This is a genomic window from Flavimobilis soli (assembly GCF_002564025.1).
In the GTDB taxonomy this organism is placed as follows: domain Bacteria; phylum Actinomycetota; class Actinomycetes; order Actinomycetales; family Cellulomonadaceae; genus Flavimobilis; species Flavimobilis soli.
Genome location: NZ_PDJH01000001.1, coordinates 2,378,045 through 2,396,453 on the forward strand (window position 1 = coordinate 2,378,045; position 18,409 = coordinate 2,396,453).

At 70.4% G+C, this 18,409-nt stretch carries 19 protein-coding genes; 18 read left to right on the forward strand and 1 reads right to left on the reverse strand.

Annotated elements, in window-relative coordinates:
* Both ATL41_RS10785 and ATL41_RS10790 read left to right on the forward strand, forming a co-directional pair.
* Positions 1–468 carry a flagellar hook capping FlgD N-terminal domain-containing protein gene (locus ATL41_RS10785; RefSeq protein ID WP_098458475.1) on the forward strand — a complete coding sequence of 156 codons (468 nt, stop codon included), beginning with the start codon at positions 1–3 and terminating at the stop codon, positions 466–468.
* Between the two features lie 28 nt (positions 469–496).
* Positions 497–1,675, forward strand: a complete 1,179-nt coding sequence (locus ATL41_RS10790) for a flagellar hook protein FlgE (RefSeq protein ID WP_098458476.1) — start codon at positions 497–499, stop codon at positions 1,673–1,675.
* A gap of 75 nt (positions 1,676–1,750) precedes the next feature.
* On the opposite strand, the gene ATL41_RS10795 is transcribed toward ATL41_RS10790, so the two are convergent.
* A complete protein-coding gene (locus tag ATL41_RS10795; RefSeq protein ID WP_281253874.1) occupies positions 1,751–3,397 on the reverse strand; it encodes a methyl-accepting chemotaxis protein in 1,647 nt (548 codons plus the stop codon).
* A 246-nt stretch (positions 3,398–3,643) separates the two neighbouring features.
* On the opposite strand from ATL41_RS10795, the gene ATL41_RS10800 reads away from it, so the two are divergent.
* The 16 genes from ATL41_RS10800 (at position 3,644) to ATL41_RS10875 (ending at position 18,401) form a co-directional block, all read left to right on the forward strand.
* Positions 3,644–3,931 carry a flagellar FlbD family protein gene (locus ATL41_RS10800; protein WP_342744437.1) on the forward strand — a complete coding sequence of 96 codons (288 nt, stop codon included), beginning with the start codon at positions 3,644–3,646 and terminating at the stop codon, positions 3,929–3,931.
* A 3-nt stretch (positions 3,932–3,934) separates the two neighbouring features.
* On the forward strand, positions 3,935–4,702 hold the full coding sequence (locus tag ATL41_RS10805) for a motility protein A (RefSeq protein WP_098458477.1): 768 nt from the start codon (positions 3,935–3,937) through the stop codon (positions 4,700–4,702).
* Positions 4,699–5,646 carry an OmpA/MotB family protein gene (locus ATL41_RS10810; RefSeq protein ID WP_098458478.1) on the forward strand — a complete coding sequence of 316 codons (948 nt, stop codon included), beginning with the start codon at positions 4,699–4,701 and terminating at the stop codon, positions 5,644–5,646. Before ATL41_RS10805 ends, ATL41_RS10810 begins: the two co-directional genes overlap by 4 nt.
* Before the next feature lie 2 nt (positions 5,647–5,648).
* On the forward strand, positions 5,649–6,176 hold the full coding sequence (locus ATL41_RS10815; RefSeq protein WP_098458479.1) for a flagellar basal body-associated FliL family protein: 528 nt from the start codon (positions 5,649–5,651) through the stop codon (positions 6,174–6,176).
* Positions 6,177–6,327: 151 nt separating this feature from the next.
* Positions 6,328–7,206, forward strand: a complete 879-nt coding sequence (locus tag ATL41_RS10820) for a flagellar motor switch protein FliM (protein WP_281253890.1) — start codon at positions 6,328–6,330, stop codon at positions 7,204–7,206.
* Positions 7,203–7,967 carry a flagellar motor switch protein FliN gene (gene fliN / locus ATL41_RS10825; protein ID WP_098458481.1) on the forward strand — a complete coding sequence of 255 codons (765 nt, stop codon included), beginning with the start codon at positions 7,203–7,205 and terminating at the stop codon, positions 7,965–7,967. Before ATL41_RS10820 ends, fliN begins: the two co-directional genes overlap by 4 nt.
* On the forward strand, positions 7,967–8,614 hold the full coding sequence (locus ATL41_RS10830) for a flagellar biosynthetic protein FliO (protein ID WP_098458482.1): 648 nt from the start codon (positions 7,967–7,969) through the stop codon (positions 8,612–8,614). Before fliN ends, ATL41_RS10830 begins: the two co-directional genes overlap by 1 nt.
* Positions 8,611–9,513 carry a flagellar type III secretion system pore protein FliP gene (fliP, locus tag ATL41_RS10835; protein WP_098458483.1) on the forward strand — a complete coding sequence of 301 codons (903 nt, stop codon included), beginning with the start codon at positions 8,611–8,613 and terminating at the stop codon, positions 9,511–9,513. The genes ATL41_RS10830 and fliP overlap by 4 nt, the downstream gene beginning before the upstream one ends.
* Complete coding sequence (gene fliQ, locus ATL41_RS10840; protein WP_098458484.1) at positions 9,513–9,788, forward strand: flagellar biosynthesis protein FliQ; 276 nt, start codon at positions 9,513–9,515, stop codon at positions 9,786–9,788. Before fliP ends, fliQ begins: the two co-directional genes overlap by 1 nt.
* A 1-nt stretch (position 9,789) precedes the next feature.
* The gene (locus ATL41_RS10845) at positions 9,790–10,554 is read left to right on the forward strand and encodes a flagellar biosynthetic protein FliR (RefSeq protein WP_098458485.1); all 765 of its coding nucleotides are present in this window, start codon (positions 9,790–9,792) and stop codon (positions 10,552–10,554) included.
* A 1-nt stretch (position 10,555) separates the two neighbouring features.
* On the forward strand, positions 10,556–11,791 hold the full coding sequence (locus ATL41_RS10850) for an EscU/YscU/HrcU family type III secretion system export apparatus switch protein (protein ID WP_098458486.1): 1,236 nt from the start codon (positions 10,556–10,558) through the stop codon (positions 11,789–11,791).
* Entirely contained in the window at positions 11,788–13,848 is a 2,061-nt protein-coding gene (gene flhA / locus ATL41_RS10855) for a flagellar biosynthesis protein FlhA (RefSeq protein WP_098458487.1), read from the forward strand. Before ATL41_RS10850 ends, flhA begins: the two co-directional genes overlap by 4 nt.
* Complete coding sequence (locus ATL41_RS10860; protein ID WP_098458488.1) at positions 13,826–15,133, forward strand: hypothetical protein; 1,308 nt, start codon at positions 13,826–13,828, stop codon at positions 15,131–15,133. Before flhA ends, ATL41_RS10860 begins: the two co-directional genes overlap by 23 nt.
* Positions 15,134–15,161: 28 nt before the next feature.
* The gene (gene csrA / locus ATL41_RS10865; RefSeq protein ID WP_098458489.1) at positions 15,162–15,419 is read left to right on the forward strand and encodes a carbon storage regulator CsrA; all 258 of its coding nucleotides are present in this window, start codon (positions 15,162–15,164) and stop codon (positions 15,417–15,419) included.
* A gap of 121 nt (positions 15,420–15,540) precedes the next feature.
* Positions 15,541–17,967 carry a chemotaxis protein CheA gene (locus tag ATL41_RS10870; protein ID WP_098458490.1) on the forward strand — a complete coding sequence of 809 codons (2,427 nt, stop codon included), beginning with the start codon at positions 15,541–15,543 and terminating at the stop codon, positions 17,965–17,967.
* On the forward strand, positions 17,967–18,401 hold the full coding sequence (locus tag ATL41_RS10875; RefSeq protein ID WP_098458491.1) for a chemotaxis protein CheW: 435 nt from the start codon (positions 17,967–17,969) through the stop codon (positions 18,399–18,401). Before ATL41_RS10870 ends, ATL41_RS10875 begins: the two co-directional genes overlap by 1 nt.
* Positions 18,402–18,409 lie beyond the last annotated feature (8 nt).

The following is an 18,409-nucleotide window of genomic DNA, read 5'->3' on the forward strand; positions in this document are numbered from 1 at the left end:
ATGTCAATCAGCACCGAGGGTGTCGGCGGCGGCTACACGTCGATCCACGCCGGGAACCAGGTCTCCCAGGCCAAGCAGACGCTCGACGGCGAGACGTTCCTCAACCTGCTCGTCGCGCAGCTGCGCTACCAGGACCCGAGCTCGCCCATGGACACGACCGAGATGATGGCCCAGACCACCCAGCTCGCGTCCATGGAGAAGCTCACGTCGATCGCCGACGCGACGCTCGAGACGTTCGCGCTGCAGATGCGCGCGACGGCCGCCGAGTTCGTCGGCAAGGACGTCTCCTACACCGCCGCCGACGGCTCGACCGTCAACGGGCGCGTCTCGAGCGTCTCCTTCGCGGGAGCCGTCCCCGAGCTCCTCGTCGACGGCGTGAAGGTCAGCCTCGACTCCGTCTCCGGGATCCTCGGCGCACCTGCCGAGGAGCCCGCCCCCACGACCACCACCGACTCCTCCGCGTCCTAGTCCGGCGTATCACCCGAAGGGAACCACCATGCTTCGCTCGCTGTTCTCCGGCATCTCCGGGCTCCGCTCGCACCAGACGATGCTCGACGTCACCGGCAACAACATCGCCAACGTCAACACGACCGGCTTCAAGGCCTCGCAGACCCAGTTCCAGGACACGCTCAGCCAGGTCCTGACGAACGCGGGTGCACCGACCGCCACCGCCGGTGGCACGAACCCGGCCCAGGTCGGTCTCGGCGTCAAGGTCTCCGCGATCTCGACGAACTTCCAGCAGGGCGCCGCCCAGACGACGAACCGCTCGACGGACGTCATGATCTCGGGCGACGGCTTCTTCGCGGTCAAGAGCGGTGCGCAGACGTTCTACACGCGCAACGGCTCGTTCGACTTCGACGCGCAGGGCCGCCTGGTCACGTCGGAGGGCGCGTTCGTCCAGGGTTGGGCGGCCGACGCGTCGGGCAACATCGACACCGCGGGCATCCTGAGCAACCTGACGCTCCCGATGACGACGCTCGTCGGCGCGCAGCCGACGACCAACATCAAGTTCGGCGGCAACCTGCCCTCCGACGCAGCCGTCGGCACGACGCTCGTGCGCGACGTCGAGGTGTTCGACAGCCTCGGCAACGCGGGCACGGTCTCGCTCACGTTCACGCGCACCGCGACCGGCTGGGGCGTGCAGGGCTCGGACGGCACGAACACGGTCAACGGCGCAGAGATGCAGTTCGACGCGTCGGGCGTGCTCACCGCCGGCGGCACGATCACGGTCGGCAGCCGCACGATCGACCTCGCGACGGTCACGGGCTACGCGGCGCTGACAACCGTCGAGGCGATCAGCAAGGACGGTTCTCAGGCGGGCGCGCTCCAGTCGTTCCAGATCAACGCGGACGGCACGATCATCGGTGCGTTCTCGAACGGCACGAAGCAGCCGGTCGGCCGCATCGCGATCGCGACGTTCGCGAACCCGGTGGGTCTGCAGAAGGCGGGTGGCTCGATGTACGAGACGTCGGTCAACTCGGGTGACGCGGCGGTCGGCGTGGCGGGCGAGGGTGGTCGCGGCGGCCTCATCGGCGGCGCGCTCGAGATGTCGAACGTGGACCTCTCGCAGGAGTTCACGAACCTGATCATCGCCCAGCGCGGCTTCCAGGCGAACTCGCGAGTGATCACCACGAGCGACGAGCTGCTCCAGGAGCTCGTGAACCTCAAGCGCTGACACGTAGGTCCCCAGGGACACGAGAGGGGGCGTGGTCGCTGTCGGCGACCACGCCCCCTCTGTCGTGCCCGGGGCCTAGAAGGTGAAGCCCGAGATCCGCTCGCGGAGCGTCGTCGACACGGCGGCCAGCTCGTCGATCGTGCCGCCGGAGCCGGAGAGGATCTGGCTCGACGTCGCCGCGGCCTGAGCGACGCCGCTGATGTTGCCGGCGATGTCTGCGGAGCCGGTCGCGGCCTCGGACACGGAGCGCGTCATCTCGTTGGTCGTGGCGGTCTGCTCCTCGACGGCCGACGCGATCGTGAGCTGGTAGTCGTTGATCTTGGCGATGACGTCGCTGATCTCGGTGATCGCGTGGACCGCGTTGTCGGTGTCGGCCTGGATGGCCTCGACCTTGCGGGCGATGTCCTCGGTCGCGCGGGCCGTCTCCTGGGCGAGGTCCTTGACCTCGCTCGCGACGACCGCGAAGCCCTTGCCGGCCTCGCCCGCACGCGCAGCCTCGATCGTCGCGTTGAGCGCGAGGAGGTTCGTCTGCTCGGCGATCGAGGTGATCGACTTGACGACCGCTCCGATCTCCTGGCTCGACGCACCCAGGCGCGAGACGGTGTCCGTCGCGTTCGCAGCCTGGCTCGTCGCGCGGCTCGCGACGCCCGCGGCCTCGGAGGCGTTCTGGGCGATCTCACGGATCGAGGCGCCCATCTGCTCGGCGCCCGCGGCAACGGTCTGGACGTTGCGCGAGACCTGCTCAGCGGCAGCCGCGACGACACCGGCGTGCGACGACGCCTCCTCGGCGCCCGCCGCAACCTCGGTGTTCGTCGCGGCGAGCTCCTGGGCGCCCGCGGCGACCGCGTGCGCGTCGGCGGCGACGAGCTCGAGGGTCGTCCGGAGGTTCTCCTGAGCGACGACGAGCGACGCGGCCATCTGGCCGATCTCGTCCTTCGCGGCGAAGTCGACCTCGCTCGTGAGGTCGCCCTCGGCGAGCCGTTCGAGTGCGTCGCGCACCGCCGTGACAGGTCGGCGGATCTGGCGCGTGACGAACACGCCGAGCGCGAGCAGCACCCCCATGACGACGACGATCGTGGCGACCATGACCGCGATCATGAGCGTCGAGCGCGCCGCGGCGTCGTCCTGGACGCGGTCGGCAGCCGCGGTCACCTGAGCGGTCGTCTCCGAGAGGATCGTGACGACCTCGGAACCGAAGTTCTCCGCCTTGCCGGTACGCAGGTAGTGCACGGTGAGCATGTCGCCCGAGACGGCCGCGGGCACGAGGCCGCGGGTGAGCACGTCCGAGTACTCGGTCCACGCGGTCGTCAGCGCCTCCTGGTTCGAGGACTGCTCACCGGTCACCTCGACGAAGAGGGAGAAGAGGCGGTCGAGGGTCGCGGTGACGCTCTCCGTCGCCGCAGTGACCTCGGCGGCGGCGTCCTCGCGCTGGTCGGCCGTCGAGGCGGCGAGGTCGAGCGCAGCCGCCCGCGTCCGCCAGACCTCGTTGTTGACGTCGAGGACGGCGCCGTTGAGCCGTGCCGACGCGTCCGCCATCGAGCCCATGCTCGCGCGGGCCTGCACGAGCGCGACGGCGCCCGTCGCACCGATCACGAGGCAGGCGACGAGCGCCCCGCAGACGAGTCCCATGATCTTCGTGCGGATCGACGCGTCGCGCAGGCGGCTGGTCAGCGGGGTACGGGCGGGACGGTCCGGGACCGTCTCCTCCGAAGGGGTGGACACGATGGTCTCCTCACGATGTTGCTGGTGCACTCGAGGCGCGCGTTCCGTCGCGCACCTCACCGTGATCATCGGCACGTCCGTGCACCGATCAACAGGACTTTTGGAAGCGTTTTCCGTGCCCTGAGCAGCCATCTTCGACAAACCGGGACACACCGGCTCAGCGCAAAGCCTCATATCACGGCCCGCTGCACCGATCTGCTTGGTGACGGTTCATGGACGGGCCGGTGACGACACCAAGGATCGGTGATGGAAGTGATTGTTGTGACGCGCCTGAACGGGCCACGCTTCGCCGTGAACCCAGACCTGGTGCAGCGCATCGACAGTGCGCCCGACACGATCCTGACGCTGATGGACGGCACCAAGTACATCGTCCAGGAAGACATGGAGACGGTGATCGACCTCGTGGTCGACTACCGCGCCCGGCTCGTCGCGCGTGCGCAGGAGCTGCAGGCCGAGTCCTTCTACGACCAGACGACCGAGCGGGCTTCCGGACTGAGCGTCGTGCCCACCCTCACCGACGACGAGAGGTCCTGACCCATGGATCCGGCAACCATCATCGGCCTCGTGGTGAGCTTCGGTGGCATCATCGCGATGATCTACCTCGAGGGCTCCCACATCCAGAGCATCCTGCTCCCGGCCCCCATGATCCTCGTGTTCGGCGCGACGATCGGCGCTGCGCTCGCGAGCTCGACCCTCGTCGACTTCAAGGGTGCGGTGAAGGCGATCCCGCGTGCCTTCAAGGCCAAGGTGCCGTCGGCCGACGCGTCGATCGAGCGCATCGTGCAGCTCGCCGACCGCGCCCGCCGCGAGGGGCTCCTCGCGCTCGAGGACGAGGCCCGCAGCATCGAGGACCCGTTCCTGCGCGACGGTCTGCGCGCCGCGATCGACGGCACGGACCCGGAGGACCTGCGGGTCATCCTCGAGGACCGTATCGACGCCAAGCGCCGCTCCGACAAGGTCATCTCCAAGTTCTTCAACACCATGGGCGGTTACGCCCCGACGATCGGCATCGTCGGCACCGTCGTGTCGCTCGTCCACGTGCTGTCCAACCTCGCGAGCCCCGACGAGCTCGGGCACATGATCGCCGCCGCGTTCGTCGCGACCCTCTGGGGCCTCGCGAGCGCCAACCTCATGTGGCTCCCGCTCGGCGGCCGCCTGGCCCGCATCTCCGAGCTCGAGTGCGCACAGATGGAGATCGTCCTCGAGGGCCTGCTCTCCGTGCAGTCCGGCGCCAACCCGCGTCTCGTCGGTGAGCGCCTGCGCAGCCTCCTGCCGCCCGACCAGCAGGTCAAGGACGCAGCATGAGCCGCCGTCGGAAGCGGGTCGAGGAGGAGGAGCACGAGAACCACGAGCGGTGGGCCGTCTCCTACTCCGACATGATGACTGTGCTCATGGCGCTGTTCCTCGTCATGTACGCCATCAGCTCCGTCGACCAGGTCAAGTACGAGGAGCTCGCCCACTCGCTCGCGTCGGGCTTCGGCGCCGGTGACTCCGTCGTGCTCGTCGACAAGGCCGGCATCATGGACACGACCGGCGACTCGATGGAGATCAAGCCGCTCGACGAGATCGCCCCGAGCCTGTCGGCCGGCGTCGTCAACGGCACGTACACGGGCACCGGCAGCACCGACGCCGAGGGCGAGTACTCGGCCGCAGACTATGCCGAGGCCGAGGCCGAGTACGACAACCTCGAGCAGATCCGCGACCACATCGAGGAGAACCTCGAGCGGGTCAAGCTCTCGGACGCCGTGACGTTCCGCATCACCGAGCGCGGCCTCGTCGTCGGCATGATCACGACCGACGTCTTCTTCGACACCGCCTCCAACGAGCTGACCGCGACCTCGCGCAAGGTCATCGACGCCGTCGGCAAGCCGCTCAGGAAGATCAGCAACGAGATCGCGATCGAGGGTCACGCCGACATCGTGCCGACCGGATCCACCGCGAAGACCAACTGGGAGCTGTCGTCCGCCCGCGCGACGACCGTCCTGCGTCGCATGGTCGAGAAGTCCCACCTGTCGCCCGCGCGCATGTCCGCCGTCGGGTTCGGCGACGCGCGCCCGCTCGTCGACAAGACGGACAAGAAGTCGCTCGCCGCCAACCGCCGGGCCGACGTCGTCGTGCTCAGCGACAAGCCCGAGCGCATCCGTGAGCTGCTCACGGTCGTCGACGAGAACCGCAAGAAGAAGAGCTCGGCCGCGAAGGACGGCGAGGTCACCGCCTCGGCCTCCGCGAGCCAGCAGGACAAGGAGTAGTCATGCCCGTCGTCGAGCAGCGTGTGGTGGGCGCCAAGCCCAAGATCGGCGCGAACAAGATCCAGCCGCGCGAGCGCACGGAGGCCGCCGCCCCCGAGCCCGAGGCCACCGAGAAGAAGGCCAAGGGCGGCAAGCTGCCCTGGATCATCGTCGGTGCCCTCCTCGTCGCCGTGATCGCGGGCGCCGCCTACTTCTTCCTCTTCTCGGGCAAGGGCGACGGCACGCCCGAGGAGCCGCCGGCGCCCGTGCCGGGCGAGATGGTCACCCTCGAGTCGATGAACATCAACCTCGAGGGCACCCACTACCTCCGCATCGGTCTCGGCCTGCAGCTGACCGACAAGGCTCACGACGTCGACCTCGTCAAGGCGCAGGACGCCACGATCGCGCTCTTCTCCGGACGTCCCGTCGACGAGATCAAGAGCTCCGAGGGCCGCGCCGCGCTCAAGAACGAGCTGACCGTCTCGCTGCAGGAGATCTACGGCGAGGACCAGGTCATGGGTGTCTACTACACGGACTTCGTCGCCCAGTGACGTCCCGGAGGGGCGGGCACGGGAGACCGTGCCCGCCCCTTCGTCGTACCCGCGCTCTGCGGGCGGCGCCGCAGGACTTCTCATTTCGGACGCGGCCGTGCCGATCGAGGTTCACGTGACGGAACAACGCAACCTTCGGCCAGCCCCGACGGTGGAGACCTACGACTTCCGCCGACCCATGACCCTGGCGCGCGAGCACTCCCGCGCGATCGAGGTCGCGGGCGATACGTTCGCCCGTCAGTGGGGGACACAGCTCACCTCGCGCCTGCGCGTCGTCTGCGGCGTCGCTCTCGAGAGCGTCCAGATGATCTCGTACGACGAGTACATCGCGACGCTCGCCGACCAGACCCTCATGGCGGTCGGCTCGGTCGAGAACGGACGCTCGACCGCGGTCCTGGAGGTGCCCGTCGAGCTCGCCCTCCTGTGGATCGACTACCTCCTCGGCGGGCCCGGCCTGCGCGGCGTCGTCCCCGCCCGGGAGCTCACCGAGATCGAGACGGCGCTCCTGACGGACCTCGTGCAGTCCAACATGCACGACCTGCGCTACGCGTTCGCCGCCGTCGCGCCGCTCGACATCAAGCTCGGCGGGTTCCAGTACAACCCGCAGTTCGCGCAGCTCGTGCCCGCGTCGGAGCCGGTCATCGTCCTGACGTACACGATCGCGATCGGCGACGACCGCGACACCGCGACGTTCATGGTCCCGGCCGAGCACCTGCTCGACGCGCTCCGCGCCGGGGAGGCCGCGAGCAAGAGCCGCGCCGCCGACGCGGAGACCGAGGCGGCCCGCGCCAAGATGCACGCCGGCATGCGCGAGGTCCCCGTCGAGCTCTCGGTCCAGCTGCGCCCCCTGACCGTCCACCCGCGGGAGATCCTCGCGATGCAGGTGGGCGACCTGATCATGCTCAACCACTCCGCATCGCGTCCGTTGGACGTGGTCGTCGACGACAAGGTCCTGGCCCATGCGGTGGCCGGGGCGAACGGCCGTCAGCTTGCCTGCCAGGTCGTGGATTTTGAGGAGAACGAACGATGAAGAAGACCCAGGCGGCCCTGGCCGTGGAGTCCGAGCTCGCGCTCAAGGCGGCACTCGCGCTCGTCGAGCTGATCCCGTCGGACGTGCCCTTGGCCGTCCGCGGCGTCGAGCCCGCCGACCTCGCGCCGACCGGCGCCGGGGTCGTCGCGAACGTGGTCGGTGCCGTGAGCGCCGAGCTCGTCGCCGTCGTCGGCGAGACCGTCGACCGTGCGATCAGCGGCGCCGGAGAGGACGTGTCGCTCGCCGACGCGCTGCGCCCGGCGCTCCAGGCCGCCTCCGACTCGTTCGGCGAGGGTGTCCTGTCGGACGTCCGCATCGCCCCCGACGCGTGCGACCTGCTCGTCGTGCCGGGCGCGCACCTGTTCGCCCTCACGGTCGCCGACGAGGTCCAGGGCTGGTTCGCCGTCCGGATCAAGCAGGCAGCCGCCGCCAGCGCGGCCGCGGCTCCTGCCGCTGCGGCAGCCAAGCCGGTCGAGGAGAAGAACATCCGCCCGATGGACCTGACGAACATGTCCACGATGCGCATGCTCTACGACGTCGAGATGACGCTCACCGCCGAGATCGGCCGCGCCAAGCTCCCGGTCCGCCAGGTCCTCGAGCTCGTCCCCGGCGCCGTCATCGAGCTCGACCGCGTCGCGGGCAGCCCCGCCGACCTCATGGTCAACGGGCGCCTCATCGCGCGCGGCGAGGTCGTCGTCGTCGACGAGGACTACGGCCTGCGCGTCACCGAGATCGTCGACCTGGGGCAAGCAGGTCTGTGATGGGTGACACCGTCGTCGTGCTGCTGCGCGCCCTGGTCTCCCTGGGCGTGGTTCTGGGCCTGATCTGGTGGGCAGGCCGACGCCTGAGCTCCGGCAAGGGTCCGGTCGGCAGCTCGACGGCGGCTCCGCGCACCGGGCGCGCCAAGGGCGTGCTCGGTCGCGGCTTCGAGCGGGTGCGGGACTCCCTGCGCGGCGGCGGCGCCGGCGCGCAGGCGCCCGCGATCGTCGTTCTCGGCAAGCAGGCGCTCACCCCCAAGGCGGGCCTCGCGCTCGTCGAGGTGGGCGGCCGCCGTCTGCTGCTGGGCGTCGGCGAGCAGGGCGTGACCGTGCTCGACACGCAGGACGCGCCCGCCGCGGATCCCGCGGCCGACGCCGTCCCCACCGACGACGACGCGCAGGTCGAGGCCACCCCGGTCGCTGCGGCGAGCGAGAGCGGAGCGGTCTTCGCGGCCGAGCTCGACCACGCCGTCACCGAGATGCCCGACGCCGCCGCCGAGCAGGCGGCGCCCGCGGCGCTCGTCACGGCGGACGACGCCGACGCCCAGGTCCTGAGCCTCACGTCCCGCAGCAGCAGCCTCGACGGGTCGATCCTCTCGCCCTCGACGTGGCGCCGCGCCGCGACCGCCATCCAGCAGGGACGGCGATGACCTCCACGTTCTCCACCGCCGCGCGCGTGCGCGCGAGCCGCGGCCCCGCTCCGCGCGAGGTCGCCATGATGCTCGGCCTCGTGCTGCTGACGATGCTCGCGATCGTCCTCGCCGGCGTCGTCACCGCGCCCGCCGCCGAGGCCGCACCCGCGGCCGGCGCGGCTCACGTCGCGGCGCCCGCCGCCCACGTGCTGCCCGCGGCACCCGGCGACCCGGCCGACCCGGACGGCGACCAGGGCACCCTGTCCGTCTACGTCGACGGCGACCGCGCGAAGCCCTCGAGCTCCGTCGTCGTGCTCCTCGGCATGACGGTCCTGTCGATCGCCCCCGCGCTGCTGCTCATGATGACGAGCTTCACGAAGATCTTCGTGGTGCTCGGCCTCACGAGGAACGCGCTCGGCCTGACGAACGTCCCGCCGAACCAGGTGCTCGCCGGCCTCGCGCTCTTCCTGTCGCTGTTCATCATGCAGCCGGTGCTCGGCGCGGTGAACGACGCCGCCCTCCAGCCCTACCTCGACGGCTCGATGGACTTCACCACGGCGGTCGACGTCGCGTCCGGGCCCCTGCGCGACTTCATGCTCGCGCACACCCGCGAGGACGACATCGCCCTGATGACCCGTATCTCCGACTCCCCGAACCCGGAGACCCCCGCGAGCACCCCGATCCTCACGGTCATCCCCGCGTTCATGCTCTCCGAGCTGCGGGCCGCGTTCATCATCGGGTTCGTCATCTTCGTGCCGTTCCTCGTCATCGACCTCGTCGTGTCCTCCGCTCTCATGAGCATGGGCATGATGATGCTCCCGCCCGTGATGATCTCCCTGCCCTTCAAGCTGCTGCTGTTCGTCCTCGTGGACGGGTGGTCGCTGATCATCACCCAGCTCGTGGGGACGTACACCTGATGGACACCTCAGCGATCCTCGACATCGCGGTCGGGGCCCTCACGATCGCCGCCAAGCTCGCCGCGCCGATCCTCATCACGTCCCTCGTCGTGGGCTTCGCGATCTCGCTCGTCCAGTCGATCACGCAGATCCAGGAGGTCACGCTCAGCTTCGTGCCGAAGGCGGTCGCGGTCGCGGTGGCGCTCCTCGTGTGCGGCCACTGGATGATCGAGGAGATGGTGGCGTTCACCACCCAGCTCTTCGACCGCATCCCCGGGCTCCTCGGCGGCGGCTGACATGACGGTCACGCTCGCGCTGACCACCATCGAGGCGATCGCGCTCGCCAGCGTGCGGATCGCCGCGTTCCTCGTCATCGCCCCGCCCTTCAACCACCGGGGGCTCTCGGGGCAGGTCAAGGCGATGCTCGCGTTCGGGCTCGCGCTCGCGGCCGCTCCGCGCGTCGGCACGACCGACGGGATGACGACCGGGGACTTCGTCGTCGCGCTCGCCACGAACGCGGTGATCGGCGCCGGCATGGGCTTCATCGTGCTGCTGATCTTCTCGGGGATCTCGGCGGCGGGCTCGTTCATCGACTTCTTCGGCGGCTTCCAGATCGCCCAGGCGTACGACCCGGGCTCGCAGGTCAACGGCGCCCAGTTCACGCGCCTGTTCCAGATGACTGCGATCGTGCTGCTCTTCGCGACGGGCGCCTACCAGGTCATGCTGCTCGGCGTCGCGCAGAGCTTCGACGTCGTGCCGGTCAGCGCGGGCCTCGACCTGTCCTTCCTCGGTGCGAAGGTCACCGAGACGATCACGACGATGTTCACGAGCGCGCTGCAGATCGCGGGCCCGCTCATCGTCGTGCTGTTCCTCGCCGACGCCGGGCTGGGCCTCGTCACGCGTGTCGCACCGGCTCTCAACGCGTTCGTCCTCGGCTTCCCGCTGAAGATCTTGCTCTCGCTCACCTTCGGGGTGTTCGTGCTCCTCGGCCTGCCCGGGGCGGTGTCCTCGCTCACGGGCAAGGTCCTCATGTCCATCGCCGACATGCTGGGGGTGGGCTGACGTGGCGGGCGAACCGGCAGGCGAGAAGACAGAGAAGGCCACACCGCAGCGGATGAAGAAGCTGCGCAAGGAAGGTGCCCTGCAGAAGTCGCAGGACCTCTCCGCGTGGCTCGGCGTCGGTGCCGCCGCGATCATGATGCCGATGGCCATCGCCAACGGGAAGCGGGCAGGGGAGGACCAGTTCCGCGCCCTCGGCGACATCGTCGCCGACCCGACCGCGGACCGCGCGGTCCGTTTTCTCTCCGACGGGCTCGGCACCGTCCTCGTGACGCTCCTGCCCGTCCTCGCCGTCGTCGTCGTGACCGCGATCGTCGCGAACGTCGCGCAGGGCGGCCTGCACATCGCGACGAAGAAGCTCAAGCCGACCTTCAAGCAGTTCAACCTCGTCAAGGGCCTCAAGAAGACGTTCGGCACCCAGGCGCTGTGGCAGGGGGTCAAGGCGCTGCTCAAGACCGTCGTCATCGGCGTCGTGCTCTACACCGCGATCCAGGGGCTCGTGCCCGTCCTCATGTCGGCCGGCGGGCTGTCGCTCTCGACGATCATCGGCATCGGCAGCGGTGGTGTGAAGAAGCTCGTCGTGTGGGCCGTCGCCGCCGGCCTGCTCCTGGCCGCAGCCGACCTCTTCGTCGTCATGAAGCGCAACCGCAAGCAGACGCGCATGACGAAGAAGGAGATCAGCGACGAGAACAAGCAGGCCGAGGGCGACCCGCACATCAAGGGCCAGCGCCGCGCGCGGCAGATGGCGATGAGCCGCAACCGCATGATCGCGAACGTCGCCGACGCCGACGTCGTCGTCGTCAACCCGACGCACGTCGCCGTCGCGCTCAAGTACACGCCCGGGCAGGGCGCGCCCAAGGTCGTCGCGACCGGCCAGGGCGCGGTCGCCGCCCGCATCCGTGAGAAGGCGACCGAGCACCGTGTCCCGATGGTCCATGACATCCCGTTGGCCCGGGCTATTCATGCAATGTGCAAAGTGGACGATGAGATCCCCGAGGAGCTGTTCACCGCGGTCGCGCAGGTGCTCGCGTTCGTCATGGCGCTCAAGCGTCGCGGCGCCTCGGCAGGCCAGCACACGATGGCCACGCCGACGCCCGTGCCGCCCACGCCGACGGCCGCGGAGCGTGCACGACGGCGGCGCGCGGCCCGGGCAGCGGCTCGCGCGAGTGCGCAGCCACCGGGCGGCGAGAACGGTTCGAGCGGGACGCACGAGGCGATGACGGGACGGGAGACTCGATGAAGAAGGCTGGGCTCAGCAAGATGGCGGTGCCGATCGGCGTCGTCGGTGTCGTCCTGCTGCTCGTCGTACCGCTGCCCGCAGCGATGCTCGACATGCTCATCGTGGTCAACATCGCGCTCTCCCTCGTGATCCTGCTGACCGCGATGTACGTCAAGCGTCCTCTCGACTTCTCGGTGTTCCCGTCGATCATCCTCATCGCGACGCTCTTCCGGCTCGGGCTCAACGTCGCGTCGACGCGCCTCGTGCTGCGCGACGCCTACGCCGGTGAGGTGATCCACGCGTTCGGCAGCTTCGTCGTCGGTGGTTCGCTCGTCATCGGCCTCGTGATCTTCATGATCCTCGTGGTCATCCAGTTCGTGGTCATCACGAACGGTGCGGGCCGTGTCGCCGAGGTCGGCGCCCGGTTCACCCTCGACGCCATGCCCGGCAAGCAGATGGCGATCGACGCCGACCTCAACGCCGGCATCCTCACCGAGGCCGAGGCGCGCAAGCGCCGCGCCGAGGTCACCGCCGAGGCCGACTTCTACGGCGCGATGGACGGTGGCTCCAAGTTCGTCAAGGGCGACGCGATCGCCGGCATCGTCATCACGATCATCAACCTCGTCGGCGGCTTCATCATCGGCATGATGCAGCGCGGCATGTCCGCCGGCGAGGCGCTCGAGACGTACTCCCTGCTGACGGTCGGCGACGGCCTCGTCACGCAGATCCCCGCGCTCCTGCTGTCGGTGGCGACCGGCATCATCTGTACCCGCGCGAGCGCCGAGGACGACCTCGGCACCGCCGCGTCGGGCCAGCTCCTGCAGTCCCGCACCGCCCTGACGATCGCCGGCGGCGCCGCGATCGTGTTCGCCCTCATCCCGGGCATGCCGAAGCTGCCGTTCCTCGCCGTCGGCATCGTGATGCTGATCGCGTCGCAGAGGCTCAAGGCCAACGAGGCCAAGGCCGCGCTCGAGGCCGAGCAGGCCGCCGCGACCCAGCTCCCGGGCGCTCCCGCGAAGGACACGAACGAGCAGCTCATCGAGGAGATGCGCGTCCACGCCCTCGAGATCCACCTGTCTCCCGACCTCGTCGACCTCGTGCGCCCGGGCGCCTCTGACGACCTCCTCGGCCGCATCCGTTCCCTGCGCCGCAAGATCGCGCTCGACCTCGGCATCGTCGTGCCGCCCGTGCGCACGCGCGACTCGGTCGAGCTCGCGCACGCGACGTACGCCGTGCGCGTCGCCGGCGTCGAGGTCGCCCGCGGCTCCCTGCCGCCCGGCCGCGTCCTCGCGCTCGGCGACGACCTGTCCTCCCTCCCCGGCGAGCAGGTCCGCGAGCCCGTGTTCGGCCTCGACGGCAAGTGGGTCCCGGCCGAGCTGCGCTTCGCCGCCGAGATGTCGGGCGCGACCGTCGTCGACCGCGTCTCCGTCCTCATCACGCACCTGTCGAACGTCGTCACGCAGAACGCCGACCGCCTCCTGTCCCGCGAGGACGTCCGCGTCCTGACCGAGGGCGTCAAGCAGGTCAACCCGTCGGTCGTCGAGGAGCTCATCCCCGGCGTGATGTCGCTCGGCGAGGTGCAGCGCGTCCTGCAGGGCCTGCTCGCCGAGGGCGTGGCGATCCGCGACCTGTCGCGCATCTACGAGGCGCTCACGCTGCGCGCGAAGGTGTCCCCGGACCCGGAGGGCCTCGTCGAGGCCGCGCGCCGCGAGCTCGGCCCCTCGATCACCGCGAGCCACGCCCGCAACAACGTGCTGCGCGTCATCACGCTCGACCCCGTCCTCGAGCACTCCCTCCTCGAGGGTCTGCGCCCGGGGGAGGGCGGCACGCAGCTGTCGATCGACGTCCCGCGCGCCGAGGCGATGCTCGTCTCCTACCAGCAGGTGCGCTCGCAGTCCGAGGGTCGCGGCGAGCACCCCGTGCTCGTGTGCGCGCCCGCGATCCGTCCCGCGCTGCACCGCCTGATCGCGGGCCAGGTCGGCCCGGCGACCGTGCTGTCGTACACCGAGGTGACGGGCTCCGGCATCCAGATCGAGACGGTGGGGGTGGTCCGCGATGTCGCGGCAGTTGCTGCTTGACGGACCTGACCTCGAGGACCTCATGGCGCGCGTGCGCCGTGAGCACGGTCCGACGGCGCGCATCGTCAAGGCCGAGCGCGTCCGCTCGGGCGGCATCGGCGGGTTCTTCGCGCGAGAGTACTTCGAGGTCACAGTCGACGTGCCGGACCCGAGCGGGGTCGACCCGCGGACGACGGCACGGGTGCCCGAGGTGCCGCGGCCGCGCGTGCGCGGCATCGCCGACCTGCTCGACGCTGCCGACGACGCGGAGCGCGGCGCGGTCGAGCGGTCCGCCACCGGCGCACAGGCCCACCGCCCCGTCGACGGCCCTGCGCTCTCGACGACGGGCGAGACGTTCGCGTCCGTCCTCGACTCGGTGCGCAGCCTCGCTGTCGGCACCGGGGTCGTGAGCGAGCCCGAAGGATTCGTGCCCGCCCGCCCGCGCACCGTCAGCCGCGACGACGTCGTGCTGACCAGGGCGTCGGACGCGCCGACCGCTCGTGCCGCAGGAGACGGCCGCGACGAGCGCACCGACGTGCGCCAGGAGGCGTTCCGCCTCGACCCGGACGCACCCGAGGTCGTCCCCGCCACCGCGGTGGGCACCGCGAAGGCGTCCGTCGTGACGCGCAGCAGCGGCTCGACCGTGACCGAGCTGCTCGACGTCGGCGTGCCGATCGAGCTCCTGCGCGAGGTTGCGGGGCACGTCGACGCGGCCCCCGGGCTGCGCCTGCCGCTCTCCGAGATCTTCATGCACGTGCCGCGCGCCCCGCGGCCCCTGCGCAAGCCGGGCGCGATCGTCGTCGTCGCGGGTGCCGGCCAGCTCGCGGTCGACGCCGCGCGCGTCATCGCACGCAGGCTCGGCATCACCGAGGCGGACGTCGCTCTCGCGGGCGACTTCACCGTCGAGCACGGCGCAGGGCGCTGGGTCATCAGCGCGGCAGCGGCGCGCAAGCTCGCGACGGACGCAGGACGCGCCGGGCTGCCGCTCGTCGTCGCGCTGTGCGTGAGCTCCGAGCGCTATGCGCGCGCCGAGGCCGCGGACTTCCTCGAGGACCTCGACGCCGACCAGCTGTGGGCGGCCGTCGAGGCGGACCGCTCCGCGAAGGACACGACCCGGTGGCTGAAGGCCGTGGGGCGCCAGCTCGAGTTCGACGCGCTCGCGGTCTCCAAGGTCGCCGAGTCGTCGTCACCTGCCCAGGTGCTCTCCTACGGCGTCCCGGTCGGCTTCCTCGACGGCCTGCCCGCGTCCGCGCCCGTGTGGGCGGCGACGCTCGCGGAGCACCTCGAGGACGCGGTCTGGGACTGATGCGACGAGCGGACTGTAGGATCCAAGAATGCTGGTGCTGAGCAGGAAGGTCGGGGAGCGGTTGCTCATCGGCGACGACATCGTCGTCACGATCCTCGACTCCCGAGGTGACGGGGTGCGTATCGGTATCGACGCGCCCCGCTCCCTGAAGGTGCACCGCGCCGAGGTCATCGAAGCCGTCACGGCCGCCAACAAGGAGGCGCTCGCCGCCCCGGCGGTCAGCGAGGACCAGGTCCTCGACCTGCTGCCGCCCGCGCCGCGTCCAGCCACCCCGCCGCAGGACTGACACTCGCACCGGTTCGCCGAGATCACTCGGTTACCGCAGGTTCGCAACTCATCTTTCTCACGTGCCGTCCGATAGGTCGGCTGTCGGGCAGCGAGCCCGTCACGACGTGAGAAGGAGTGCCATGGACGGCGTCGACGAGATCGTGCGCGAGTTCCTCATCGAGAGCTACGAGAACCTGGACCAGCTCGACCAGGACCTCATCGCCCTCGAGTCGAACCCCGGCTCGCGCGAGCTGCTCAGCTCCATCTTCCGCACGATCCACACGATCAAGGGCACGAGCGGGTTCCTCGCGTTCCACAAGCTCGAGTCCGTGACCCACGTCGGCGAGGGCCTCCTCGTCGAGCTGCGCGACGGCAAGCGCGAGATGGATCAGCCCACGACCGACGTCCTCCTCCTCATGGTGGACACGGTCCGGGCGATCCTCGCGCAGATCGACGCTGACGGGTCCGAGACGGGTGTCGAGACCGACGCCGTCGTCGCGCGCATCCAGGACATGCTCGACGCCGGACCCGGGGCCAAGCCCGCCGCTGCCGAGCCCGCCGCGCCGCCCGTCGCCGAGGAGCCCGTCGCCGAGGCGCCGGTCGCCGAGGAGCCCGCGCCCGCCGAGGCGGCCGCGCAGGACGCGGACGACACCGAGGACGACGAGCCCGAGGCCGTCACGGCGCCCGAGCCCGCCGCCGCGCCCCCGGCCAAGCCCGCCGTCGGCGCCCGCAAGGTCGTCAAGCGCGGCGGACGCGCCGCGACCGCGACAGCGACCGAGACCGAGGCGCCCGTCACGGGCGCCCCCGTGACCCCCGCGGGCAACAAGCAGGTCGCCCGCACGTCCGAGGCGGCCCCCCAGCGCGGCTCGACCGCCGAGACCTCGATCCGCGTCGACGTCGACCTGCTCGACGAGCTGATGCGTCAGGTCGGCGAGCTCGTGCTCGTGCGCAACCAGATCGCCCAGATCACCGGTCTCGACGCCAACCCCGAGCTGACCCGCTCCTCGCAGCGCCTCTCGCTCATCGCCACCGAGCTGCAGGAGGGCGTCATGAAGACGCGCATGCAGCCCATCGACCACGTGTGGAACAAGATGCCGCGCGTCGTCCGCGACCTCGCGGCGTCGCTCAAGAAGAGCGTCGACCTCGAGATGATCGGTGGGGAGACCGAGCTCGACCGCTCCCTCCTCGAGTCGGTCAAGGACCCGCTGACGCACCTCGTGCGCAACGCCGTCGACCACGGCATCGAGGACCCGGCCGGCCGCCGCGCCGCGGGCAAGCCCGAGAACGGCGTCCTGACGCTGCGCGCGTACCACGCGGGTGGCCAGGTCATCGTCGAGGTGCGCGACGACGGCAAGGGCATCGACCCCGAGGCCGTCGCCGCCAAGGCGCTCGAGCGCGGTCTGAAGACCGTCGAGCAGCTCGACGCGATGAGCATCAACGAGATCCAGTCGCTCGTCTTCCTCCCCGGCTTCTCGACCGCGTCGACCGTCACGAACGTGTCGGGCCGCGGCGTCGGCATGGACGTCGTCCGCTCGAACATCGAGGCGATCGGCGGCCAGGTCGAGGTCGAGTCCGAGGTCGGGGCCGGCACGGTCTGGCGCCTGCGCATCCCGCTCACGCTCGCGATCATGCCTGCCCTCACCGTCGCGTCGGGCACCGAGATCTACGCGATCCCGCAGGTCAACCTCCTCGAGCTCGTCGCGCTCGACACCGAGCGCACCGCCGAGGCGATCGAGCACGTCGGCAACTCCGAGGTCTACCGCCTGCGCGGCGACCTGCTGCCGCTCGTGCGCCTGACCGACGTGCTGCGCTCGCCGTCGAAGGCGGACGGCTCGATGGTCATCGCCGTCCTGCGCGCCGACAACCAGCGCTTCGGCCTCGTCGTCGACCGCGTCATGAACAACGAGGAGATCGTGGTCAAGCCGCTCGCCTCGCAGCTCAAGAGCGTCGGCACCTACGCGGGCGCGACCCTCATGGGCGACGGTCGCGTGGCCCTCATCCTCGACGTCCAGGCGATCGCACGTCGCAGCCTCGCCGGTGAGTCGGCGGACATGGCCGTCTCCCGCGACAAGGTCGACACGGCCGCGGTCGCGTCCGACGGGCAGGACCTCCTCATCGTCGCGATCGACGAGTCGCGCCGCGCCGCCGTCCCGCTCTCCGCGGTCACGCGGCTCGAGCAGATCGACGCCACGCGCATCGAGCAGCTCGGCAACCGCGAGGTGCTGCAGTACCGCGGCGAGATCCTCCCGGTCGTCCGCCTCGACTCGCTCCTGGGCGGCTCGGGCATCCCGCGCGAGGGCCTCCTCGACGTCGTGGTGTTCAGCCGCGGCCAGCGCTCGGTCGCGCTCGTGGTCGGCGAGATCCTCGAGATCGTCAACGACCGCGGCGCGGAGCGTCGTCCCGCCGACTCGTACGGGCTCGAGCAGCTCGTCGTGCTCGCGGGCAAGGTCACGGAGCTCGTCGACCTGCCGCTCGTCCTGCAGACGGGCGACCCCGAATACTTCAACGACGTCGTCGTCGAGCCTGACGGCGCGTCCCTCATCGAGGCTCGGACGGTGAACGCCTGATGGCTACCCAGCACGTCACCTTCATGATCGACGGCGCGACGTACGGCGTTCCCGTCATGCACGTCCAGGAGACCCTGGGCCACCAGGCGCACACGCACGTGCCGCTCGCCCCGAAGGGCGTCGCGGGTCTCGTGAACCTCCGCGGACAGGTGGTCCTCACGGTCGACCTGCGCCCTCTCCTCCGGCTCGACCCACTGCCTGAGGGCAGCGAGCCGATGATGGTCGTCGTCGAGGTCGACGGGGAGGCCGTGGCGCTCCTCGTCGACACCGTCGGGGAGGTGCTCGAGGTGGATGACGCCCAGTTCGAGCCGGTGCCCGACACGCTCCACCCCGCCGTCCGCGACCTCGTGGTCGGCGTCTACAAGCTCGAGCGCACCCTGCTGCTCGCCCTGGACATCAGGGCTGCGGCGACGCTCAAGGAACAGAAGTCCTGAGGAGAAGA

What these genes read in the sequence shown, in the direction of transcription:
- ATL41_RS10785 (WP_098458475.1), top strand. Translation starts at nt 1, where the DNA reads ATGTCAATCAGCACCGAGGGTGTCGGCGGCGGCTACACGTCGATCCAC.
- ATL41_RS10790 (WP_098458476.1), top strand. Translation starts at nt 497, where the DNA reads ATGCTTCGCTCGCTGTTCTCCGGCATCTCCGGGCTCCGCTCGCACCAG.
- ATL41_RS10800 (WP_342744437.1), top strand. Translation starts at nt 3,644, where the DNA reads ATGGAAGTGATTGTTGTGACGCGCCTGAACGGGCCACGCTTCGCCGTG.
- ATL41_RS10805 (WP_098458477.1), top strand. Translation starts at nt 3,935, where the DNA reads ATGGATCCGGCAACCATCATCGGCCTCGTGGTGAGCTTCGGTGGCATC.
- ATL41_RS10810 (WP_098458478.1), top strand. Translation starts at nt 4,699, where the DNA reads ATGAGCCGCCGTCGGAAGCGGGTCGAGGAGGAGGAGCACGAGAACCAC.
- ATL41_RS10815 (WP_098458479.1), top strand. Translation starts at nt 5,649, where the DNA reads ATGCCCGTCGTCGAGCAGCGTGTGGTGGGCGCCAAGCCCAAGATCGGC.
- fliN (WP_098458481.1), top strand. Translation starts at nt 7,203, where the DNA reads ATGAAGAAGACCCAGGCGGCCCTGGCCGTGGAGTCCGAGCTCGCGCTC.
- ATL41_RS10830 (WP_098458482.1), top strand. Translation starts at nt 7,967, where the DNA reads ATGGGTGACACCGTCGTCGTGCTGCTGCGCGCCCTGGTCTCCCTGGGC.
- fliP (WP_098458483.1), top strand. Translation starts at nt 8,611, where the DNA reads ATGACCTCCACGTTCTCCACCGCCGCGCGCGTGCGCGCGAGCCGCGGC.
- fliQ (WP_098458484.1), top strand. Translation starts at nt 9,513, where the DNA reads ATGGACACCTCAGCGATCCTCGACATCGCGGTCGGGGCCCTCACGATC.
- ATL41_RS10845 (WP_098458485.1), top strand. Translation starts at nt 9,790, where the DNA reads ATGACGGTCACGCTCGCGCTGACCACCATCGAGGCGATCGCGCTCGCC.
- flhA (WP_098458487.1), top strand. Translation starts at nt 11,788, where the DNA reads ATGAAGAAGGCTGGGCTCAGCAAGATGGCGGTGCCGATCGGCGTCGTC.
- ATL41_RS10860 (WP_098458488.1), top strand. Translation starts at nt 13,826, where the DNA reads ATGTCGCGGCAGTTGCTGCTTGACGGACCTGACCTCGAGGACCTCATG.
- csrA (WP_098458489.1), top strand. Translation starts at nt 15,162, where the DNA reads ATGCTGGTGCTGAGCAGGAAGGTCGGGGAGCGGTTGCTCATCGGCGAC.
- ATL41_RS10870 (WP_098458490.1), top strand. Translation starts at nt 15,541, where the DNA reads ATGGACGGCGTCGACGAGATCGTGCGCGAGTTCCTCATCGAGAGCTAC.
- ATL41_RS10875 (WP_098458491.1), top strand. Translation starts at nt 17,967, where the DNA reads ATGGCTACCCAGCACGTCACCTTCATGATCGACGGCGCGACGTACGGC.